Annotated in this window: 14 protein-coding genes; 3 read left to right on the top strand and 11 right to left on the bottom strand. The window is 72.5% G+C overall.

The annotated features are described in order from the left end of the window. Nucleotides 1-160 precede the first annotated feature (160 nt). From ABZX65_RS33255 to ABZX65_RS33240, 4 genes are all read right to left on the bottom strand, one after another. On the bottom strand, nucleotides 161-922 hold the full coding sequence (locus ABZX65_RS33255; protein WP_355348694.1) for an AIM24 family protein: 762 nt from the start codon (nucleotides 920-922) through the stop codon (nucleotides 161-163). A gap of 17 nt (nucleotides 923-939) precedes the next feature. After that, nucleotides 940-1623 carry an AIM24 family protein gene (locus ABZX65_RS33250; RefSeq protein ID WP_188285752.1) on the bottom strand — a complete coding sequence of 228 codons (684 nt, stop codon included), beginning with the start codon at nucleotides 1621-1623 and terminating at the stop codon, nucleotides 940-942. Nucleotides 1624-1629: 6 nt separating this feature from the next. After that, complete coding sequence (locus tag ABZX65_RS33245; protein WP_355348690.1) at nucleotides 1630-3270, bottom strand: TerD family protein; 1641 nt, start codon at nucleotides 3268-3270, stop codon at nucleotides 1630-1632. A 101-nt stretch (nucleotides 3271-3371) separates the two neighbouring features. Next, nucleotides 3372-4004: a M48 family metallopeptidase gene (locus tag ABZX65_RS33240; protein ID WP_355348687.1), complete on the bottom strand. Its 633-nt coding sequence runs from the start codon at nucleotides 4002-4004 to the stop codon at nucleotides 3372-3374. A 265-nt stretch (nucleotides 4005-4269) separates the two neighbouring features. On the opposite strand from ABZX65_RS33240, the gene ABZX65_RS33235 reads away from it, so the two are divergent. Next, nucleotides 4270-5463, top strand: a complete 1194-nt coding sequence (locus ABZX65_RS33235; RefSeq protein WP_355348684.1) for a ThiF family adenylyltransferase — start codon at nucleotides 4270-4272, stop codon at nucleotides 5461-5463. Between the two features lie 21 nt (nucleotides 5464-5484). Further along, complete coding sequence (locus tag ABZX65_RS33230; protein ID WP_355348681.1) at nucleotides 5485-6834, top strand: AarF/ABC1/UbiB kinase family protein; 1350 nt, start codon at nucleotides 5485-5487, stop codon at nucleotides 6832-6834. 80 nt (nucleotides 6835-6914) lie between these two features. On the opposite strand, the gene ABZX65_RS33225 is transcribed toward ABZX65_RS33230, so the two are convergent. From ABZX65_RS33225 to ABZX65_RS33205, 5 genes are all read right to left on the bottom strand, one after another. Then, nucleotides 6915-7100 (bottom strand): hypothetical protein, encoded by a 186-nt coding sequence (locus ABZX65_RS33225; RefSeq protein ID WP_223187396.1) that lies wholly within the window; start codon nucleotides 7098-7100, stop codon nucleotides 6915-6917. A 105-nt stretch (nucleotides 7101-7205) separates the two neighbouring features. Further along, the gene (locus ABZX65_RS33220; RefSeq protein ID WP_188283322.1) at nucleotides 7206-7454 is read right to left on the bottom strand and encodes a hypothetical protein; all 249 of its coding nucleotides are present in this window, start codon (nucleotides 7452-7454) and stop codon (nucleotides 7206-7208) included. A gap of 125 nt (nucleotides 7455-7579) precedes the next feature. After that, nucleotides 7580-7906, bottom strand: a complete 327-nt coding sequence (locus tag ABZX65_RS33215; protein ID WP_317452820.1) for a WhiB family transcriptional regulator — start codon at nucleotides 7904-7906, stop codon at nucleotides 7580-7582. Between the two features lie 197 nt (nucleotides 7907-8103). Beyond that, the gene (locus ABZX65_RS33210) at nucleotides 8104-8475 is read right to left on the bottom strand and encodes a hypothetical protein (protein ID WP_355348677.1); all 372 of its coding nucleotides are present in this window, start codon (nucleotides 8473-8475) and stop codon (nucleotides 8104-8106) included. Between the two features lie 133 nt (nucleotides 8476-8608). Beyond that, nucleotides 8609-10816: an ATP-dependent DNA helicase UvrD2 gene (locus ABZX65_RS33205; RefSeq protein WP_355348674.1), complete on the bottom strand. Its 2208-nt coding sequence runs from the start codon at nucleotides 10814-10816 to the stop codon at nucleotides 8609-8611. A 250-nt stretch (nucleotides 10817-11066) separates the two neighbouring features. On the opposite strand from ABZX65_RS33205, the gene ABZX65_RS33200 reads away from it, so the two are divergent. Next, on the top strand, nucleotides 11067-11309 hold the full coding sequence (locus ABZX65_RS33200) for a mycoredoxin (RefSeq protein ID WP_355348671.1): 243 nt from the start codon (nucleotides 11067-11069) through the stop codon (nucleotides 11307-11309). 95 nt (nucleotides 11310-11404) lie between these two features. Here ABZX65_RS33200 and nudC read toward each other — a convergent pair whose 3' ends face one another. Beyond that, entirely contained in the window at nucleotides 11405-12325 is a 921-nt protein-coding gene (gene nudC / locus ABZX65_RS33195; protein WP_355348668.1) for an NAD(+) diphosphatase, read from the bottom strand. A gap of 84 nt (nucleotides 12326-12409) precedes the next feature. Then, entirely contained in the window at nucleotides 12410-15937 is a 3528-nt protein-coding gene (locus tag ABZX65_RS33190) for an ATP-dependent DNA helicase (RefSeq protein WP_355348665.1), read from the bottom strand. Nucleotides 15938-16146 lie beyond the last annotated feature (209 nt).

Here is a 16146-nt window from a genome sequence, read left to right as displayed (position 1 = left end):
GCCGGCGCCTGCGGTAGACGCTCCCGAATTGCTGGGGACACCACCCACTGGAGAAGCAGTGCTTCACCCTGGCCGAGCCCCTGCTCCTGAACGGCCACCTCTTTTGTGCGGCTTTTCACGGCCTTCGTACGACGAGGTCGGCGGCCTTCGTGCGGCGAGGTCAGTTGGACCAGATGTTGCCCTGGTTCTGACCGTGGCCCTGCGGGCCCATGCCGTACTGGGCGCGTACGCCCTGGCCGATCACCGCGTTCTGCGGCGGCATCAGCTCGCTGGGCTGGACCAGGACGTATCCCTGGCCGACGAAGTTCAGCTCCCAGCCCTCGCCGGTGTTGCCGCGGCGGCGGAAGACGGAGGAGCTGCTGGTCTGGGCCTGCATCTGGACGCGCAGGCTGGTCGACCAGGCGACGACGGCGTCCGCGTCGCAGGACACGTACTTGTCGGGCGTGACCGGCATCAGCAGCGGCTTGCCCGACGTCATCAGGGCGACCTTGCCCTGCCCCGAGATGTTGAGGTTGTACGCGCCCGTGCCGGACAGGCCGAACTGGCTGTCCACCGCGATCACGTCCCAGTGCAGCCCGGAGTCGAGCGCGAGGACGTACGCGCTGTCGACGGTCAGGCCCTCGTGGTCGACGTCCAGGATGTGGATCTGCTGGGCGAGGTTGGCGAGGTAGACGGTGCCCTGCCCGGAGCAGCGCATCAGGTCGAGGCCCTCGCCGGTGTGGCGGCGGGCGCCGCGCTGGCCCTGCGACTGGTACTCGCCGTCGAATTCGATCATGCCCTGGTAGGCGACCATCGAGCCCTTGCGGGCCAGGCAGTCAGGGCCGGTGTTGCCGTCGAGGCGGACCCGCAGGAGGTAGGAATTCTGCAGGGTGTAGTGGTCCTGGTTCTGGACCTCGGTGAATGCGAAAAGCGGGCTCTGCATGATGGTGTCGCTCCCCCTCAGCCCCGGATCCGGAGACGGTCAGTGCTGTCCTCGCTGGGCTGGACGACCACGAAGCCCTGGCCGGAGAAGGCGATCTGGAAGGCCTCCCCGCTGCCGCGGCCGATCAGCGCCCCGGCCCTGAAGCTGCGCTTGGCCTTCATCTTCAGCCCCGACGACCAGGCGACGAGCGCGTCCGGGTCGACGTAGGTCTCGTCGGCGCCGCTGCCGCAGTCGACCACGATCGGCGTGCCGCGCGAGGTCACCGCGACCCAGCCCTGACCGCTGACCCCGACGTTGAACAGGCCCTGACCGGCGAATTTGGCCAGCCCCTTGACCCGCTCGACACCCCAGGTGAGGTGCGCGTCGAAGGCGAGCAGATTCGTGCCGTTGACGGAGACCGACTCGTTGTTGAGATTGAGACAGACCACGTCGGCGCCGTAGTCGGCGAGGTAGAGCAGGCCGTCACCGCTGCACTTCATCAGCGGGGCGCTCTCGCCGGTCAGCCAGGCCGAGGCCATCTGCCGTACGGCGGGCGGGTTGGGCTCGTACTGCACGAAGCCCTCGTAGGCGACCATCGAGCCGGTGCGCGCGAAGAGGTCCTGGCCGGTCACCATGGCGACCTTGAGCATCGACGAGCCGTGGTTCTCCATCCGGGCGGCCACCGGTGCCGGTGCGTAGCCCGCGATCATCTGCTGGTCCATGGCGGGTCACACCTCGTAGGGCTGGACGACGATGAAATTACCGGGGGCGCCGCGGAACTGGAGGTTCACGGTCTCGCCGCTGTGGCCGGGATACGCGGTCCTGCGCAGCCGCACCTGGCTGGAGACGATCACCTGCGAGGCGGCCGACCAGGCGACGATCGCGTTGCTGTCCGCGTAGGTGGTCGGGGTGACGGGCAGCACCACGGGGGTGCCGTGCGTCTTCACGATGACCGTGCCGGTGCCCTGGAACTGCATGGTGAACAGGGCGCCGCCGGGGATGCCGTGCCCCTCGATCCTGCGCACCTCGTGCTGGAGGGATTCGTCGAAGGCCAGCACATTCTCCGCCGAGACGCAGATGGCGTCGCCCTGGAGCTCGATGGGGTGCAGATAGGCGGCGTTCTCCGCGAAGAAGACCTGGCCGCCCCCGGTGCAGCGCATGAGCTGCATCTCCTGGCCCGTGGCGTTGCCGACGATGCGGCCGGTGAAACCGGCACCCTTGTAGCCGAAATCGACTTTGCCCTGGTAGAGCACCATGCTGCCCTGCCGGGCGAGGACCGGCTGGCCGCCGCCCTGGCCGAGGTCGGCGCGCATCATCTTCGGATTCTGCTGCGTCCAGCGCTGGCCGGTGGGCGTCTCGCGGTACTTCTGCATGGCGGCGGCGAGGCCCGCGTTCTGCGCGGGGACGGCGGGGGCCGCGTAGCCGCCGCCGGGCGGGCCGGGGGGACCCGGCTGGCCCGGCACCTGGCCGAAGGGCGGCTGACCGCCGAATCCGGGGGCGGCGGGGGGCGCGCCGGGCGGCGGGACCTGGCCGAAGGGCGGCTGTCCCGGCGGAGCCTGGCCGGGCGGCGCGGTCAGGGGCGCGACCATGGTGGGCGCCTGGTGGAGGCCGGGGTTGCCGGGCGGCGGCGCGAAGCCCTGCGGCGCGGGCGCGGCGGGCGGGCCGGGAGGCGCGCCGAAGGCGGGCGCGGGAGCCGGGGGCGGTACGGGGGCGGCCGGCGCGGGTGCTCCGAAGGCCGGAGCGGGGGCCGCCGCGGGGCCGGGCGGGGGTGCGAAGCCGGGTACGGCGCCGGGCGGCGCGAAACCGGGAGCCGCGGCCTGCTCGGGCGCGGCGGGCTCGTCCTCGGCCACCTCGCCGCCGAAATTCCGCAGCAGCGCGTCGAGCCCGCCGTCGAAGCCCTGGCCGACGGCGGCGAAACGCCACACGTCCTTGAGATAGATGTCCGCGACCATCACGGCGCGTTCGGTGGTGAATTCCGCGCCGGTGAAGGCGTACCGCGCGACTTCCTCACCGCCCGCGACGAGCCGCAGATAACCGGGGGCGACCTGCGACATCTGCCCGTTGCCGTCGATCGTCGCGGTGAAGGCCAGCTTGTGCACGTTCGCCGGTATGCGGTCGAGAGTGACGCGGAAGGACTCGGTGTCGCCGGACTGGGCGCCGAGGAGCTGGATCGACTCCTCGGGCGACTTGGGCTGGTTGAAGAAGATGAAGTAACGGTCGTCCGACAGTTGTTCCTTGTCGTCGAGCCCGAAACAACTGATGTCGAAGGTCAGGCCGGGGCCGGAGATCTGTACACCGACATACAGATCCGTCCCCGCCGTCAGATCACTGATCTTGGCCTTGTGGCCACGCTGGAATTCCCTGGCCATGGATACGACCGTCCCCCATCCCCTCATTGCTGCGCTCGCGATGCGGCGCTTGTGCTGCCGCGCCGACGTGGCGACAGGCTAACCGGTCGTGCCGACAGCGGCTATTCCTCGCGGGAACCGGGCGGATGCGGCAGCCGGTCGGCCGCCACGACGCCCTCCAGGAAGCCGCGGGCGCGCTCGGTGCGCGGATAGCTCTCCAGCAGTCGCCAGAAGCTCGGGCCGTGTCCCGGCACGAGCAGGTGCGCCAGCTCGTGCAGCAGCACGTAGTCGATGACGTACTCGGGCATCCCCTGGAGGCGGTGCGACAGGCGGATGCTGCCCTCGGAGGGCGTGCACGAGCCCCAGCGGGAATTCTGGTTGGTGACCCAGCGGACCGTGTCGGGCACGGCCCGGCCGAGCAGATACTGCTCGGACAGCCGTTCCGCGCGGGCGGCTAGCTCGTCGTCGCCGGGCATCCGGCGGCTCTCCTGCGCCGCCAGCTTCTCCAGCATCGTGGTCACCCAGCGCTGCTCCTCGGCCGCCGACATTCGGGCCGGAATCAGCACGACAGTTCGGTCGCCGTCGCGATATGCCGAAACCGTTCGGCGCCTGCGGGCACTGCGGCGCACTTCCACCGCATTGGTCCGTAGGCCGCTTGCGGGCTGGCTGGAGAGGCTACGCGCTGGATCGGCGGACACGCCTTCGACGTTACCCGCTGCGTGTCCGGGAAGTCCCGTCTCCCGGCCGGTTCGCATGGGAATCACCTCGCTTCATACGCATATTGAACGACTATCCCCCACAACCTGTGGATAACTCTCCGGGAGTTTCGCCGGGAAATGGCATGCTGAGTTCTGTCGCTTACGGAGAGTGACGAGGGAAGTCGGAATGGGGAATTTCGCCGGGCGGGCCGGATGGACGGGACGGGCTGGCCGGTGGGCGGCTCTCCCGGTGGACCTCCTGGTGGACGTCCTGGTGGACCTCCCGGTGGATCGAGTGAACGGATGGACGGGGGTGACGGTCATGCGTCCCATGCTCAAGAGCGCGCTGCGCCGCAGTTGGCGGGACAGGGAGAGCGTGCAGTTCGGGGTGGATCCGGCGCACGCGGTGGTGCTGGAGCCGGTCGACGGCGCGGCGGCCGGTTTTCTCGACCTGCTCGACGGCACGCGCGGCGCCGACACGCTGACCCGTGACGCGGGTGCGCTGGGCCTCGGGCCCGCGCAGGTCAGACGGCTGCTGGGGCTGCTCGCCGAGGGCGGCGTGCTGGACGACGCGGCGGCGCACGGCGCGCTGGCGGAGGCGGTACGGCACCGGGCGGCGGCCCTGGACCGGCTCAGACCCGATCTGGCGGCGCTCTCGGTGGTCCACCCGGGTCCCGGCGGGGCGGCGGGCCGGATACGGCACCGCAGGGCGGCACGGGTGCGGGTGCACGGGGCCGGGCGGGTCGGCGCCGCCGTGGCCTCGGTGCTGTCGGCGGCCGGGGTGGGCTGGGTGGACGTGCTGGACAGCGGTCGCGTCGAGCCGTGGGACACCGGCCCCTGCGGCATCCCGGCCGACCACATCGGGGACCGGCGGGACGCGGCGGCCCGTGGCGCGGTACGGCGGGCGGCGCCGGGTCCGCGTACGACGCCGGGCGAGCGCGGCAGACCCGGCGCCACGGTGGTGGTGATCGCGCCGAGGGACGGGCTGGACGCCTGGGCGCCGGATCCGGGCGAGTCCCGGCGGCTGGTCGCCTCCGGGGTGCCGCATCTCTACACGGGTGTGGTCGAGGGGACGGGCGTGGTCGGTCCGCTGGTGCTGCCGGGTCGGACGGCGTGCGGGGAGTGCCTGGGGCTGCGGCTGGCCGACGAGGACCCGGCCTGGCCCCGGATGCTGGCCCAGCTCAGGTCGGGGCGGCAGCCCGCGGTGCCCGCCTGCGACATCGCGCTGGCCACCTCGGTGGCCGGGCTGGCGGCCGGACACGTGCTGGCGCACCTGGATGGACGGGTCGCGCCGGGGGTAGGCGGCCGGGTGGAGATGTCGCTGTCCCGGCTCACCACCAAGGTCAGGGCGCTGCCCGGTGACAGCCGCTGCGGGTGCGGTGCCGGGACCGCCCGCGGGGCGCGGGACGGCCGGGACACCTGGGGCGACGCAGACGGGGGCAAAGCGGCGGAGCCGACGACAACCGGTGCTCGCTGGGACGGGGCGCCGGTGGCGGGGGGCACAATGGCCATGTGACCGACGGGAAATGAGGGGCGCATGTCTGATCTTCCGCGCAAGGCTGTGACCCGTACCGCGAAGCTGGCGGCGCTCCCTCTCGGGTTCGCCGGACGGGCCACGCTCGGACTGGGAAAGCGGCTGGGGGGCAGACCGGCCGACGAGGTCGCGACCGAGTTGCAGGAGCGGACCGCGGAACAGCTCTTCAAGGTGCTCGGCGAGCTGAAGGGCGGGGCCATGAAGTTCGGCCAGGCCCTGTCGGTCTTCGAGTCGGCGCTGCCGGAGGACATCGCCGGGCCCTACCGGGCGGCGCTCACCAAGCTCCAGGAGGCCGCCCCGCCGATGCCCGCCCGCACCGTGCACAAGGTGCTGGCGGAGCGGCTGGGCAAGGACTGGCGCTCACTGTTCAGCGAGTTCGAGGACACCCCGGCCGCCGCCGCGTCGATCGGCCAGGTGCACCGGGCGGTGTGGAGCGACGGGCGCAAGGTCGCGGTGAAGGTCCAGTATCCGGGGGCGGGCGACGCGCTGCTGTCCGACCTGACGCAACTGGGCCGGGTGGCACGGCTGTTCGGGCCGCTGGTGCCGGGGGTGGACGTGAAGCCGCTGCTGGTGGAGTTGCGCGAGCGGGTCGAGGAGGAGCTGGACTACGCCCTGGAGGCCAGGGCGCAGCACGCGCACGCGGAGGAGTTCGCCGAGGACCCGGACGTCCACGTGCCGGATGTGGTGCACCAGGCCGACGAGGTGCTGGTCACCGAGTGGATGGACGGCGTGCCGATGTCGGAGGTGATCTCCGGGGGCAGTCAGGAGATGCGGGACCGCGCGGGGCAGCTCCTGGCGCACTTCCTGTTCGCCGGGCCCGCCCGCACCGGGCTGCTGCACGCCGATCCGCATCCGGGGAATTTCCGGCTGCTGGTCGACGACGGGCCCGCCGAGGGCTGGCGGCTGGGCGTGCTGGACTTCGGCACCGTCGACCGGCTGCCGGAGGGGCTGCCGCTGCCGATCGGCACCGCCCTGCGGCTGGCCCTGGAGAGCGACGCCGACGAGGTCTACGCGATGCTCCGCCAGGAGGGTTTCGTAAAGCCGACGATCAAGCTGGACGCCGAGGCCGTGCTGGACTATCTGCGGCCGATCATCGAGCCGGCCGGGCGCGAGGAGTTCACCTTCGACCGGGCGTGGATGCGCGCTCAGGCGGCCCGGATCGCCGACCCGCGCTCACCCGCGCACCAGCTCGGCAAGCAGCTCAATCTGCCGCCCTCCTATCTGCTGATCCACCGCGTCACCCTCAGCACCGTCGGGGTGCTGTGCCAGCTCGGCGCGACGGTCCGGCTCCGCGACGAGCTCAACGCGTGGCTCCCCGGCTTCGACCCCGAGGGCACGGCGGAGTCGGCCTGAGCGGGCACGGACGCCGGGCGGCGGCGGACGGCCAGCGCTGAAGGCTGGGTGCTGGGGCGGCCGGGCGGCTGGGAGCCGCGCTACCACCACGCGGAGTCGAGGCGGCTCTCGATGCTGCGGAGGTGCTGGCGCGCGCACGTGACGCAGAAGTACACGCGGTGTCCGTTCTCGACGGAGCAGGTCCACGTCAGCGGCAGGCCATCGTGGGTCTCGCCGCAGCGGGCGCACGTGGTCGTGGTCGTGGTCTGAGAGTTCTTCTGATCCACTGGTTGACGATACCTCCGCATGCGCCGCGTTTGTCGCCGTAACGCACCGCGGGGCCGGTCCTTTCGGACCGGCCCCGCGTCAAATGTTGGTAACTGCCTGACTGGTTACTGCATGACGGCCATCGCCAGTGCCCGGCGGGCACGGAGCGAGGCGCGTTCGGCACGGCGCTGGAGTCGGCGGGCGGCGAGCAGCCGCACGGACCTTCGTTCGTGTTCGGCCTCGTACAGGCGCTGTTGCATATGGGCACGCGCCAGTGCTTCTGGCATGAGTTGCATTTCGAGGTTCCTGTTCTGGTACGACGCGGGGGCGTCGGAAGTACGGGCTGCGGGGATCTCGGTGAGTGTGGGGTTCATCGGGGCCTGATTCTTCGGGTCGAGCGTGAGTGGGCGGTCAATCGTTCCGGGCAGATGCGCCGTGGTGGCGCTTCGGGTGGTGCGGGCCTTCCTGACGTTCCGGGTCGGCCGGGTCCTCCTGGCGGTCATACCGCGACCGCGTCCTTGCGCGGACGGCCACGGGGCCGCTTGCGGGGCACGACTACCCCCTGGATGAACAGCTCGCCGCCCCAGACACCCCAGGGCTCGCGGCGGTCCTTGGCCCCGGCGAGGCAGGCCTCACGGACGGGACAGGTCTGGCACAGGGACTTCGCGTACTCGACGTCCGCCGGCGACTCGGCGAAGAAGACCTCCGGGTCGTAGGTGCGGCACGGGACGGGCACGCCGAGTCGCTCGATCTCGTCGTCGAGCTCGGTGAGGGGCAGCAAGGGAGTCTCCGGGTCGTGGTGTGCTTCTGCGGGCGAGCGGTTCAGGTCGGGCTGGGGTCCGGACGGGGCGTGCTGGGCGGTAGGCACGGTTGGTTCGTTCCTCGTCTGTCGGTCCGGCCGGTGGGCCGGTTTTCTGTTTCTGCCTGTCCTGCGGAACAGGCTTTCTGTCTGGAGAGAAAACAGAAGGGCCGCGGATCCCGGTCTGGGATTCCGCGGCCCTGAGGCGCCGACCTGATGCGTTATCAGGCTGGATCACTCCAGGGTTCGAGCCCGCGGAAGGCCCACTTGCCGTACTGCTGCGTCTTCTGCTGTCCATTGCCATTGGCGAAGCCGCCGCTGGCGAAGCCGTCGATAGCGCCCTTGGCCTCGATCGCAGCCTTGGCGGTACCAGCGCCGGCGCCGTTGGCCGCCGCCGCGAAGGCAGAGGCATGCGCCAGAACCTTCGCCGCTACCGCTGCCGCGGGCGCCTGCATCGGTCGCTCGTTCCGCTCACGGATCGGCAGAACCGGGAGCAGGGCGGAGGACAGACGGGTGGCACGCGGCGAAACGCCGAGCGGGCAGGTGGCGACGACCGAACGATCGGTCATTTTCACGGTGGTCATGATGCTGATCATTGGGCTCGCCTCCTCTCGGCGTCGTAGTGCGGATGGAACGGACTGCTAGTACATCACGATCAGACCCGCTCTTGGAAGAGCCGCTCTCGACCGTGCTCCCGAAGGCTATGGGGACTTCCTCGGGATGCGCAAACTATTTTTCCGCCTCTTCTTCAGTTTCTTCGGAAGATCCTTCGGCGGCCTCGTTTCCGCCCGGTTCCTCCCCCGCGCACAGCGCCAGAACGTCCGCGCCGAACTTGTCGAGTTTCCGCGCGCCGACCCCCGCGATCTGCGACAACTCCGCCTCGCCGCCCGGCCTGACCTCGGCGATGGCCAGCAACGTCTTGTCGGTGAAGACGCAGTACGCGGGCTGGCCGAGCGCCTTGGCCTGTTCCATCCGCCACTCGCGCAGCCGTTCGTACAGCGCCTCGTCGAGATCCGAGGGGCAGTCCTCGCAGCGCATCAGTTTGATCTCGCCCGCCTCGGACAGCGTCCGGCCGCAGACCCGGCACAGCACCGGGCCGCGCCGCTTGCGACCGCCTGAGCCGCGCTCCGCGCCGCCGCTGCCGCCCGCGCCCGCGCCGCGTGCGCCGCGCGGCGCGGAGCCGGGGCGCAGCCCGTCCAGGAAGCGCGAGGGCCTGCGCCCGCCGCGCCCGCCGGGTGAGCGGGACAGCGCCCAGGACAGCGACAGGTGCAGCCGGGCCCTGGTCACCCCGACGTACAGCAGCCGCCGCTCCTCCTCGATCTGCTCGTCGGTCTTGGCGTAGGTGATCGGCAGCGTGCCCTCGGTGAGGCCGACCAGGAAGACCGCGTCCCACTCCAGGCCCTTGGCGGCGTGCAGCGAGCCGAGCGTGACGCCCTCGACGGTCGGGGCGTGCTGCGCGTTGGCCCGCTCGTCCAGCTCCGCGACGAAGTCCGAGAGGGTGGCGTCCCGCCGGGCCGCCGCGAAGTCCTCCGACAGCCGGACCAGCGCGGCCAGCGACTCCCAGCGGTCCCGTACCGCCCCGGAGCCGGCCGGCGGCTCGGAGGCCCAGCCGCGGGAGCTGAGCACCGCGCGCACCTGCTGCGGCACGGTGTTGTCGGCCTCTTCCGGGTCGGTGGACGCGCGGGCCGCGCCGCGCAGCAGCAGCCCGGCCTCGCGCACCTCCGGCCGTTCGAAGAAGCGTTCCGCGCCGCGGAGCTGGTACGGCACCCCGGCGTCGGCCAGCGCCTGCTCGTAGACCTCGGACTGGGCGTTGATCCGGTAGAGGACGGCGATCTCGCTGGGGCGTACGCCGGAGGCGATCAGCTCCTTGATCCGGCGCGCGGCGCCCTCGGCCTCCGCGGGTTCGTCCGCGTACTCGGAGTACACCGGCTCGGGTCCGGCCTCGCGCTGCGAGATCAGTTCCAGCCGGTGGGCGGCGGCCTGGCCGCGGGCCTTGCCGAGCAGGCCGTTGGCGAGGCCGACGACCTGGGGGGTGGAGCGGTAGTCGCGGACCAGCTTGACCACGGTCGCGTCGGGGTGCCGGGAGCGGAAGCCGAGCAGGAAGTCCGGGGTGGCGCCGGTGAAGGAGTAGATGGTCTGCGAGGCGTCGCCGACCACGCACAGGTCGTCCCGGCCGCCGAGCCACAGCTCCAGCAGCCGCTGCTGGAGCGGGCTGACGTCCTGGTACTCGTCCACCACGAAGTGCTGGTACTGCGACCGCACGGTGTCCGCCACGTCCGGCCGGTCCTGGAGCACCCCGACGGTCAGCAGCAGCACGTCCTCGAAGTCGATCACCCCGCGGTCCCGCTTGAGCTGTTCGTACGTGGTGTAGATCTTCGCCACCTCGGCCGGGTCGCGCGGCACGTCACGGCCGGTCTTGGCCGCCGCGGCCGCGTACTCCTCCGGCACCGTCTGCGTGACCTTGCACCACTCGATCTCGCCGGTGACATCGCGCAGTTCGTTGCGGTCCAGCCTGATCCGGCAGCGGGCTCCCGCCTCCGCCACCAGTTGCACCTTGCGCTCCACCAGCCGCGGGATCTCCCCGCCGATCGCCCGCGGCCAGAAGTACTGGAGCTGCCGCAGTGCCGCGGAGTGGAACGTCCGTGCCTGCACACCGCCCGCGCCGAGCTGCCGCAGCCGCCCCCGCATCTCCCCCGCGGCGCGCGCGGTGAAGGTCACCGCGAGCACGCTCGCGGGTTGCAGGATTCCGGCCCGCACCCCGTACGCGATCCGGTGCGTGATCGCCCGGGTCTTGCCCGTACCGGCCCCCGCCAGCACGCACACCGGCCCGTGCAGCGCCGTCGCGACGGCGCGCTGCTCGGGGTCGAGTCCGGCGAGCACCGCGTCCGCGGAGTCGGGTTGCGCGGGAAAGAGCGATTCGTGGGTTGTCGCAGTCACCCCGCCACTCTGCCAGGTCCGACCGACACCCCGGCGAAGTTATCCACAGCCGCCCGCGAAACCCGCCGCGAACCCCGCCCCGGAACCCACGCCGGTACGTGCCCCGGTACCTGCCCCTGGACCCGCACTCGCAAGCCGCCCCGTAACCCCCTCGCGGCCGACCGGCCGCCCCCCGGAATGCCCACTCACGCCATGGTGTTCTACTGGCGCAGAACCCCCTTCACCCGCAGGCGACGAGGAGCGAGAAGCGATGTCGGGCACCGTGACCATGTACAGCACCACCTGGTGTGGCTACTGCCGTCGGCTGAAGAGCCAGATGGACCGCGAGGGCATCGCGTACACCGAGGTGAACATCGAGGAGGACGCGGAGTCGGCGAAGTTCGTGGAGAAGGCGAACGGCGGCAACCAGACGGTGCCGACCGTGCTGTTCCCCGACGGCTCCACCCTCACCAACCCGTCGCTGGCGCAGGTGAAGCAGAAGATCGGCGCCTGACCCGCACCGTACGTACGAGCCCGTCGTCGCCGTGAGGCGCGGCGGGCTCAGGCGTTGCTGCCGCTGAGGGCTCAGGCGTTGGCGCAGCAGCAGGCTCAGGCGTTGGCGCCGGGGCGGGGCAGGGGCTTGCCGTACCAGAGCTCGATGAGCCGGGCGGCGATGGAGATGCCGAAGGGCGGCAGCACTTCGCCGGACTCGAAGGCGGCGCGCAGGTCCTCGCGGGAGAACCAGCGGGCCTCGTGGATCTCCTCGCCGTCGACGGTGATCTTCGACGAGGTGGCGTGGGCGTTGAAGCCCAGCATGAGGCTGGAGGGGAAAGGCCAGGGCTGGCTGGCGACGTACTCGACGTCGCCGACGACGACGCCCGCCTCCTCGAAGACCTCGCGGCGCACGGACTGCTCGATGGACTCACCGGGCTCCACGAAGCCCGCGAGGGTCGAGAAGCGGCCTTCGGGCCAGTGGACCTGGCGGCCGAGCAGGGCCCGGTCCTCCTCGTCGGTGACCAGCATGATCACGGCCGGGTCGGTACGCGGGTAGTGCTCGGCGCCGCAGGCGGGGCAGCGGCGGATGTGGCCCGCGGCGGCGATGACGGTGCGCTCGCCGCAGCGGGAGCAGAAGCGGTGCATCCGCTGCCAGTTCTCCAGCGCCACCGCGTGCACCATGAGTCCGGCTTCCAGCGGCGACAGCAGCCCGCCGACCTCGCGCAGCCCCGCGGGACGCGCCTCCTCGTCCATCCGGCCGGGAAGGGTGTCCTTCTGGAGCGCGAAGTAGCGCACGCCGTCCGGGGCCGTGCCCAGGAAGTAGCGGTGCGTCTCGGTTTCCGGGGCGTCGAAGGCGGGGGTCATCACCAGGGCCGTACGCCCGTCGGGCCCGTCCTCGACCAGCACCTGGCCGCCGGAGACGACGAAGACGCGGGTTGTCGGGTGGCTCCAGGCAGCGGCCAGCCACGCCTCGTCCAGGCGGTGGTGCGCGGCTCGGTCGACGCCCTCGTGGGTGAGGGCGAGCGGTTGCGACATAGCGTCGAATCCGGTCAAGGCTGCTTTCAACTCCCGGTGGTCGTGCACATACGTGCAGCCTAGCTTGGCGGGGGTGGTCCCGATTTACGCGGTCGGGCCCCGCTTTCCCGCGGTCGGGCCCAGCAGCCGCTCAAGACCCTCCCGGTCCGGCAGGTCCGGCGGCCGGATGACCGTCGCCGTGCGGATGTGGAGGAAGGCGGCGGTGACGCGGTCGAGCGGGACGCCCTGGTGCTCCGACCAGGCCAGGCGGTAGACGGCGAGCTGGAGGGGGTCGGCGTCGGTGGCGCGGCCGGTCTTCCAGTCGAGGATCTCGTAGCGGTCGCCGTCCCGGTACACCGCGTCCATCCGGCCGCGGATCACGCGGCCCGCCAGGACCAGGTGGAAGGGGAATTCGACCCGGTACGGGGTGCGGACGGCGTACGGACCGCGCAGGAAGGCGTCCTTGAGCGCGGCGAGGTCGCGTTCGTCGGCGATGTCGTCGTCGCCCTCGATGCCGGGGAGGTCTTCGGGCCCGAAGAGCGGGCGGGCGTCGAACCGCGACTCGACCCACGCGTGGAAGCGGGTGCCGCGCCGGGCGGCGGGCGCCGGGGGGCGCGGCATGGGCCGGGCCAGGTCGCGGGCGAGACCGTCGGGGTCGGCGGCCAGCCGCAGCAGCTGCGTCGCGGTGAGCGCGGCGGGCAGCGGCACGTCCCGTACGCCCGCCCGCGCCCGCCGCAGCTCGTCGGCGAGCGCGTCGAGGTCCCGGTCCCAGGACGCCACCAGCCGCGCCTCTTCCGCTACGAGACCGGGTTCAGCGTCCCGTGCGGGTTCACCGACTCGTGCCGGTTCACGTACGGGTGCGTCCTGCGCCACGGGGCCGCGCGCCGGTACGTCCTCGCGTACGCCGTGCGGCTCCCGTACCGGCGGGCGCTGCGTGGGGAGCGCGTCCCAGTCCGCGACGTCGTCCATGCCGCCCACGTCGTCCATGTCACCCACGTCGTCGTACGGCGGCTCGTCGTCCGGCTGGTCGTCCGGCTCGTACGACGGCTCGTACGTCGGCTCGTACGGCAGCGGCGCCGGGGAATCCGCGCCGGGGTCGGGGCCCGCGCCGGACTCCAGGTAGGTGAGGACGGTCTTCGCCGCCCGGCGCCGCCGTTCCAGGGCGGTCGGGTCGAGGGGCAGCGGCCAGGGGGGCTCGACGGGGGCGGCGAGGGCCGGATTCTGCTCGTCCTCGGCCGGGGGCTCCGCCCAGTGCTCGATCTCGCCGTGGCCCGCCTCGCAGTGGGTGCGCAGGGCGTCGAGGAAGGCGGACGGCTCGAACGGCTTCTTCTGGGTGGGGCCCCAGCGGTGGCCGGAGCCCAGCAGCAGGGAGCGCGGGCGGGTGAAGGTGACGTAGCCGAGGCGCAGCTCCTCCACGCGCTGGTGTTCCTTCATGGCCGCGCGGAAGCCGTCGAGCCCGGCGCGGCTCCATTCGGCCACGTCCGGGAGGGTGGCCGCGTCGCCGCGCAGCCCGTGCGGCAGCACTTTCGCGTTGGCGGGCCACAGCTCGCGTCCGCGTTCGCTCGGGAAGCCCTTGGCGACCAGGCCCGGCACGGCCACGACGTCCCACTCCAGGCCCTTGGACTTGTGGGCGGTGAGCACCTTGACGGTGTTCTCGCCGCCGGGCAGCGAGCTGTCGAGGCCCTTCTCGTACTGGATGGCGGTGTGCAGGAAGCCGAGGAAGGCCAGCAGCGTGGCCTCGCCGTCGAGGGCGGCGAAGCCCGCGGCGATGTCGAGGAAGGCGTGCAGGGTCTCGCGGCGGCGGGCGGCGAGCGCGTGCGGGGACGCGGACAGCTCGACTTCGAGGCCGGTGACGGCCAGGACCCGGTGGAGCACGTCCATCAGCGGGTCGGCGAGCGCGCGCCGCAGATCCCTTATCTCCGCGGCGATCCGGGCGAAGCGGACCCGTGCCTCGGGCGAGAACGGCAGGTCGTCGTCCGGGCCGTCGCTCCCGTCGGATCCCGGGGACGCCGATGCGAGGAATGTCTCCAGAGCGTCCGCCAGCGAGATCACCTCCGCCGGGTCGACGCCCTCGACGGCCGCCGCCAGCGGATCGCGCCCGTCCCCCGCGGCCCCGTACCGCACGAGCTGCCGGGCGCGGCGGCCGAGGAGGGCCAGGTCGCGGGGGCCGATCCGCCAGCGGGGGCCGGTGAGGAGGCGGACGAGGGCGGCGTTCGCGGTGGGGTCGTGCAGGACTTCGCAGACGGCGACGAGGTCGGCGACCTCGGGCAGGTGCAGCAGCCCCGACAGGCCGACGACCTCGACGGGGATGTCGCGGGCGACGAGCGCGGCGTGGAAGTCGGCGAAGTGCGCGGCCGTACGGCACAGGACGGCGATCTCGCCCGCGGGGGTGCCGGTGCGCACCAGGTGGGCGATGGAGTCGGCGAGCCAGGCCGTCTCGTCGTCCTGGGTGGGCAGCAGGGCGCAGCGCACCAGCCCGTCGCGTTCGGCGCCGGGGGCGGGCCGCAGGGCCTCCACGCCTTCGTGGCGGGCGCGCAGTTCGACGGCGAGGGTGTTGGCGAGGTCGAGCAGGCGCCCGCCGGAGCGGCGGTTCTCGCTGAGCGAGTAGCGGTCGGCGGGGCGGCCGTCGGCGTGGGCGAAGTGCCGGGGGAAGTCGTCGAGGTTGGCCACGGAGGCGCCGCGCCAGCCGTAGATGGCCTGGCAGGGGTCGCCGACGGCGGTGACGGCGTGCCCGGTGCCGCCGCCGAACAGCCCGGCGAGCAGCAGCCGCTGGGCGACGGAGGTGTCCTGGTACTCGTCGAGCAGCACCACTCGGTACTGGTCGCGCAGGATCGCGCCGACCTCGGCCCTGTCCTGCGCGAGCGTCGCGGACAGCGCGATCTGGTCGCCGAAGTCCAGCAGGTCGCGGGAGCGCTTCTCGGCCCGGTAGTCGGCGGCGAGCCCGGCGAGGTCGAGCCGGGCGCGTACCGCCTGTTTCACCTCGCGCGCCCAGGCGTAGCCGCGCGTGGCCGGGTCGATGTCGGCCAGCTCCTCGGCCAGGCGCGTGTCGTACGCCGTCAGCCGCTCGACCGGCACCAGGTGCTCGGCCAGTTCGCCTTCCAGCGCCAGCAGGTCGCCGACGAGTGCGGGCAGGCCCTTGGTGAGCGCCGGATACGGTCCCGGCGCGCGGCGCAGCACCTTCGCGGCGAGCTGGTAGCGGGTGGCGTCGGCGAGCAGCCGCGCGCCGGGCTCCAGGCCGATCCGCATCCCGTGGTCCTTCAGGAGCTGCCCGGCGAAGGAGTGGTACGTGGCGATCTGCGGGTCGCCCGGCGGGTGTTCGGGGTCGCCCTCCGCCGCCGGGTCCGGGTCGGGGTCGGTGATCCCGGCCCGCGCGAGGGCTCTGCGGACCCGCTCGGACAGCTCGCCCGCCGCCTTGTTGGTGAAGGTCAGGCCCAGCACCTGCTCGGGCGCCACCTGCCCGGTGCCGGTCAGCCACACCACCCGCGCGGCCATCACCGTCGTCTTCCCCGACCCGGCCCCGGCCACGATCACGCCCGGCGCGAGGGGTGCGGTGACGCACGCCATCTGCTCCGGGGTGAACGGGATGCCCAGCAGCTCCTTGAGCTGCTCGGGGTCGGTGAGGGGGGTTGCCACTCGGGTGAGGCTATCCGGCTCCGCCGACAGCCGTGGCGGCGGAACCCTTCATTCCGCGATCCGTACGACACCGCCGTCCGCACGCTGGGCGGCCCGTACGGCGGCCGTCGCTCACACCGGGGCGCGGCCGTCACTCGCACCGGGGCGCGGCCGTCGCTGACTCTGGGGCGCGGCCGTCGTTCGCACCGGGGCGCGGCCATCGCTCGCGC

The sequence above is a fragment of the Streptomyces sp. NPDC003300 genome (genome assembly GCF_040610915.1).
In the GTDB taxonomy this organism is placed as follows: domain Bacteria; phylum Actinomycetota; class Actinomycetes; order Streptomycetales; family Streptomycetaceae; genus Actinacidiphila.
This window is presented reverse-complemented; position numbering and strand designations above follow the sequence as displayed.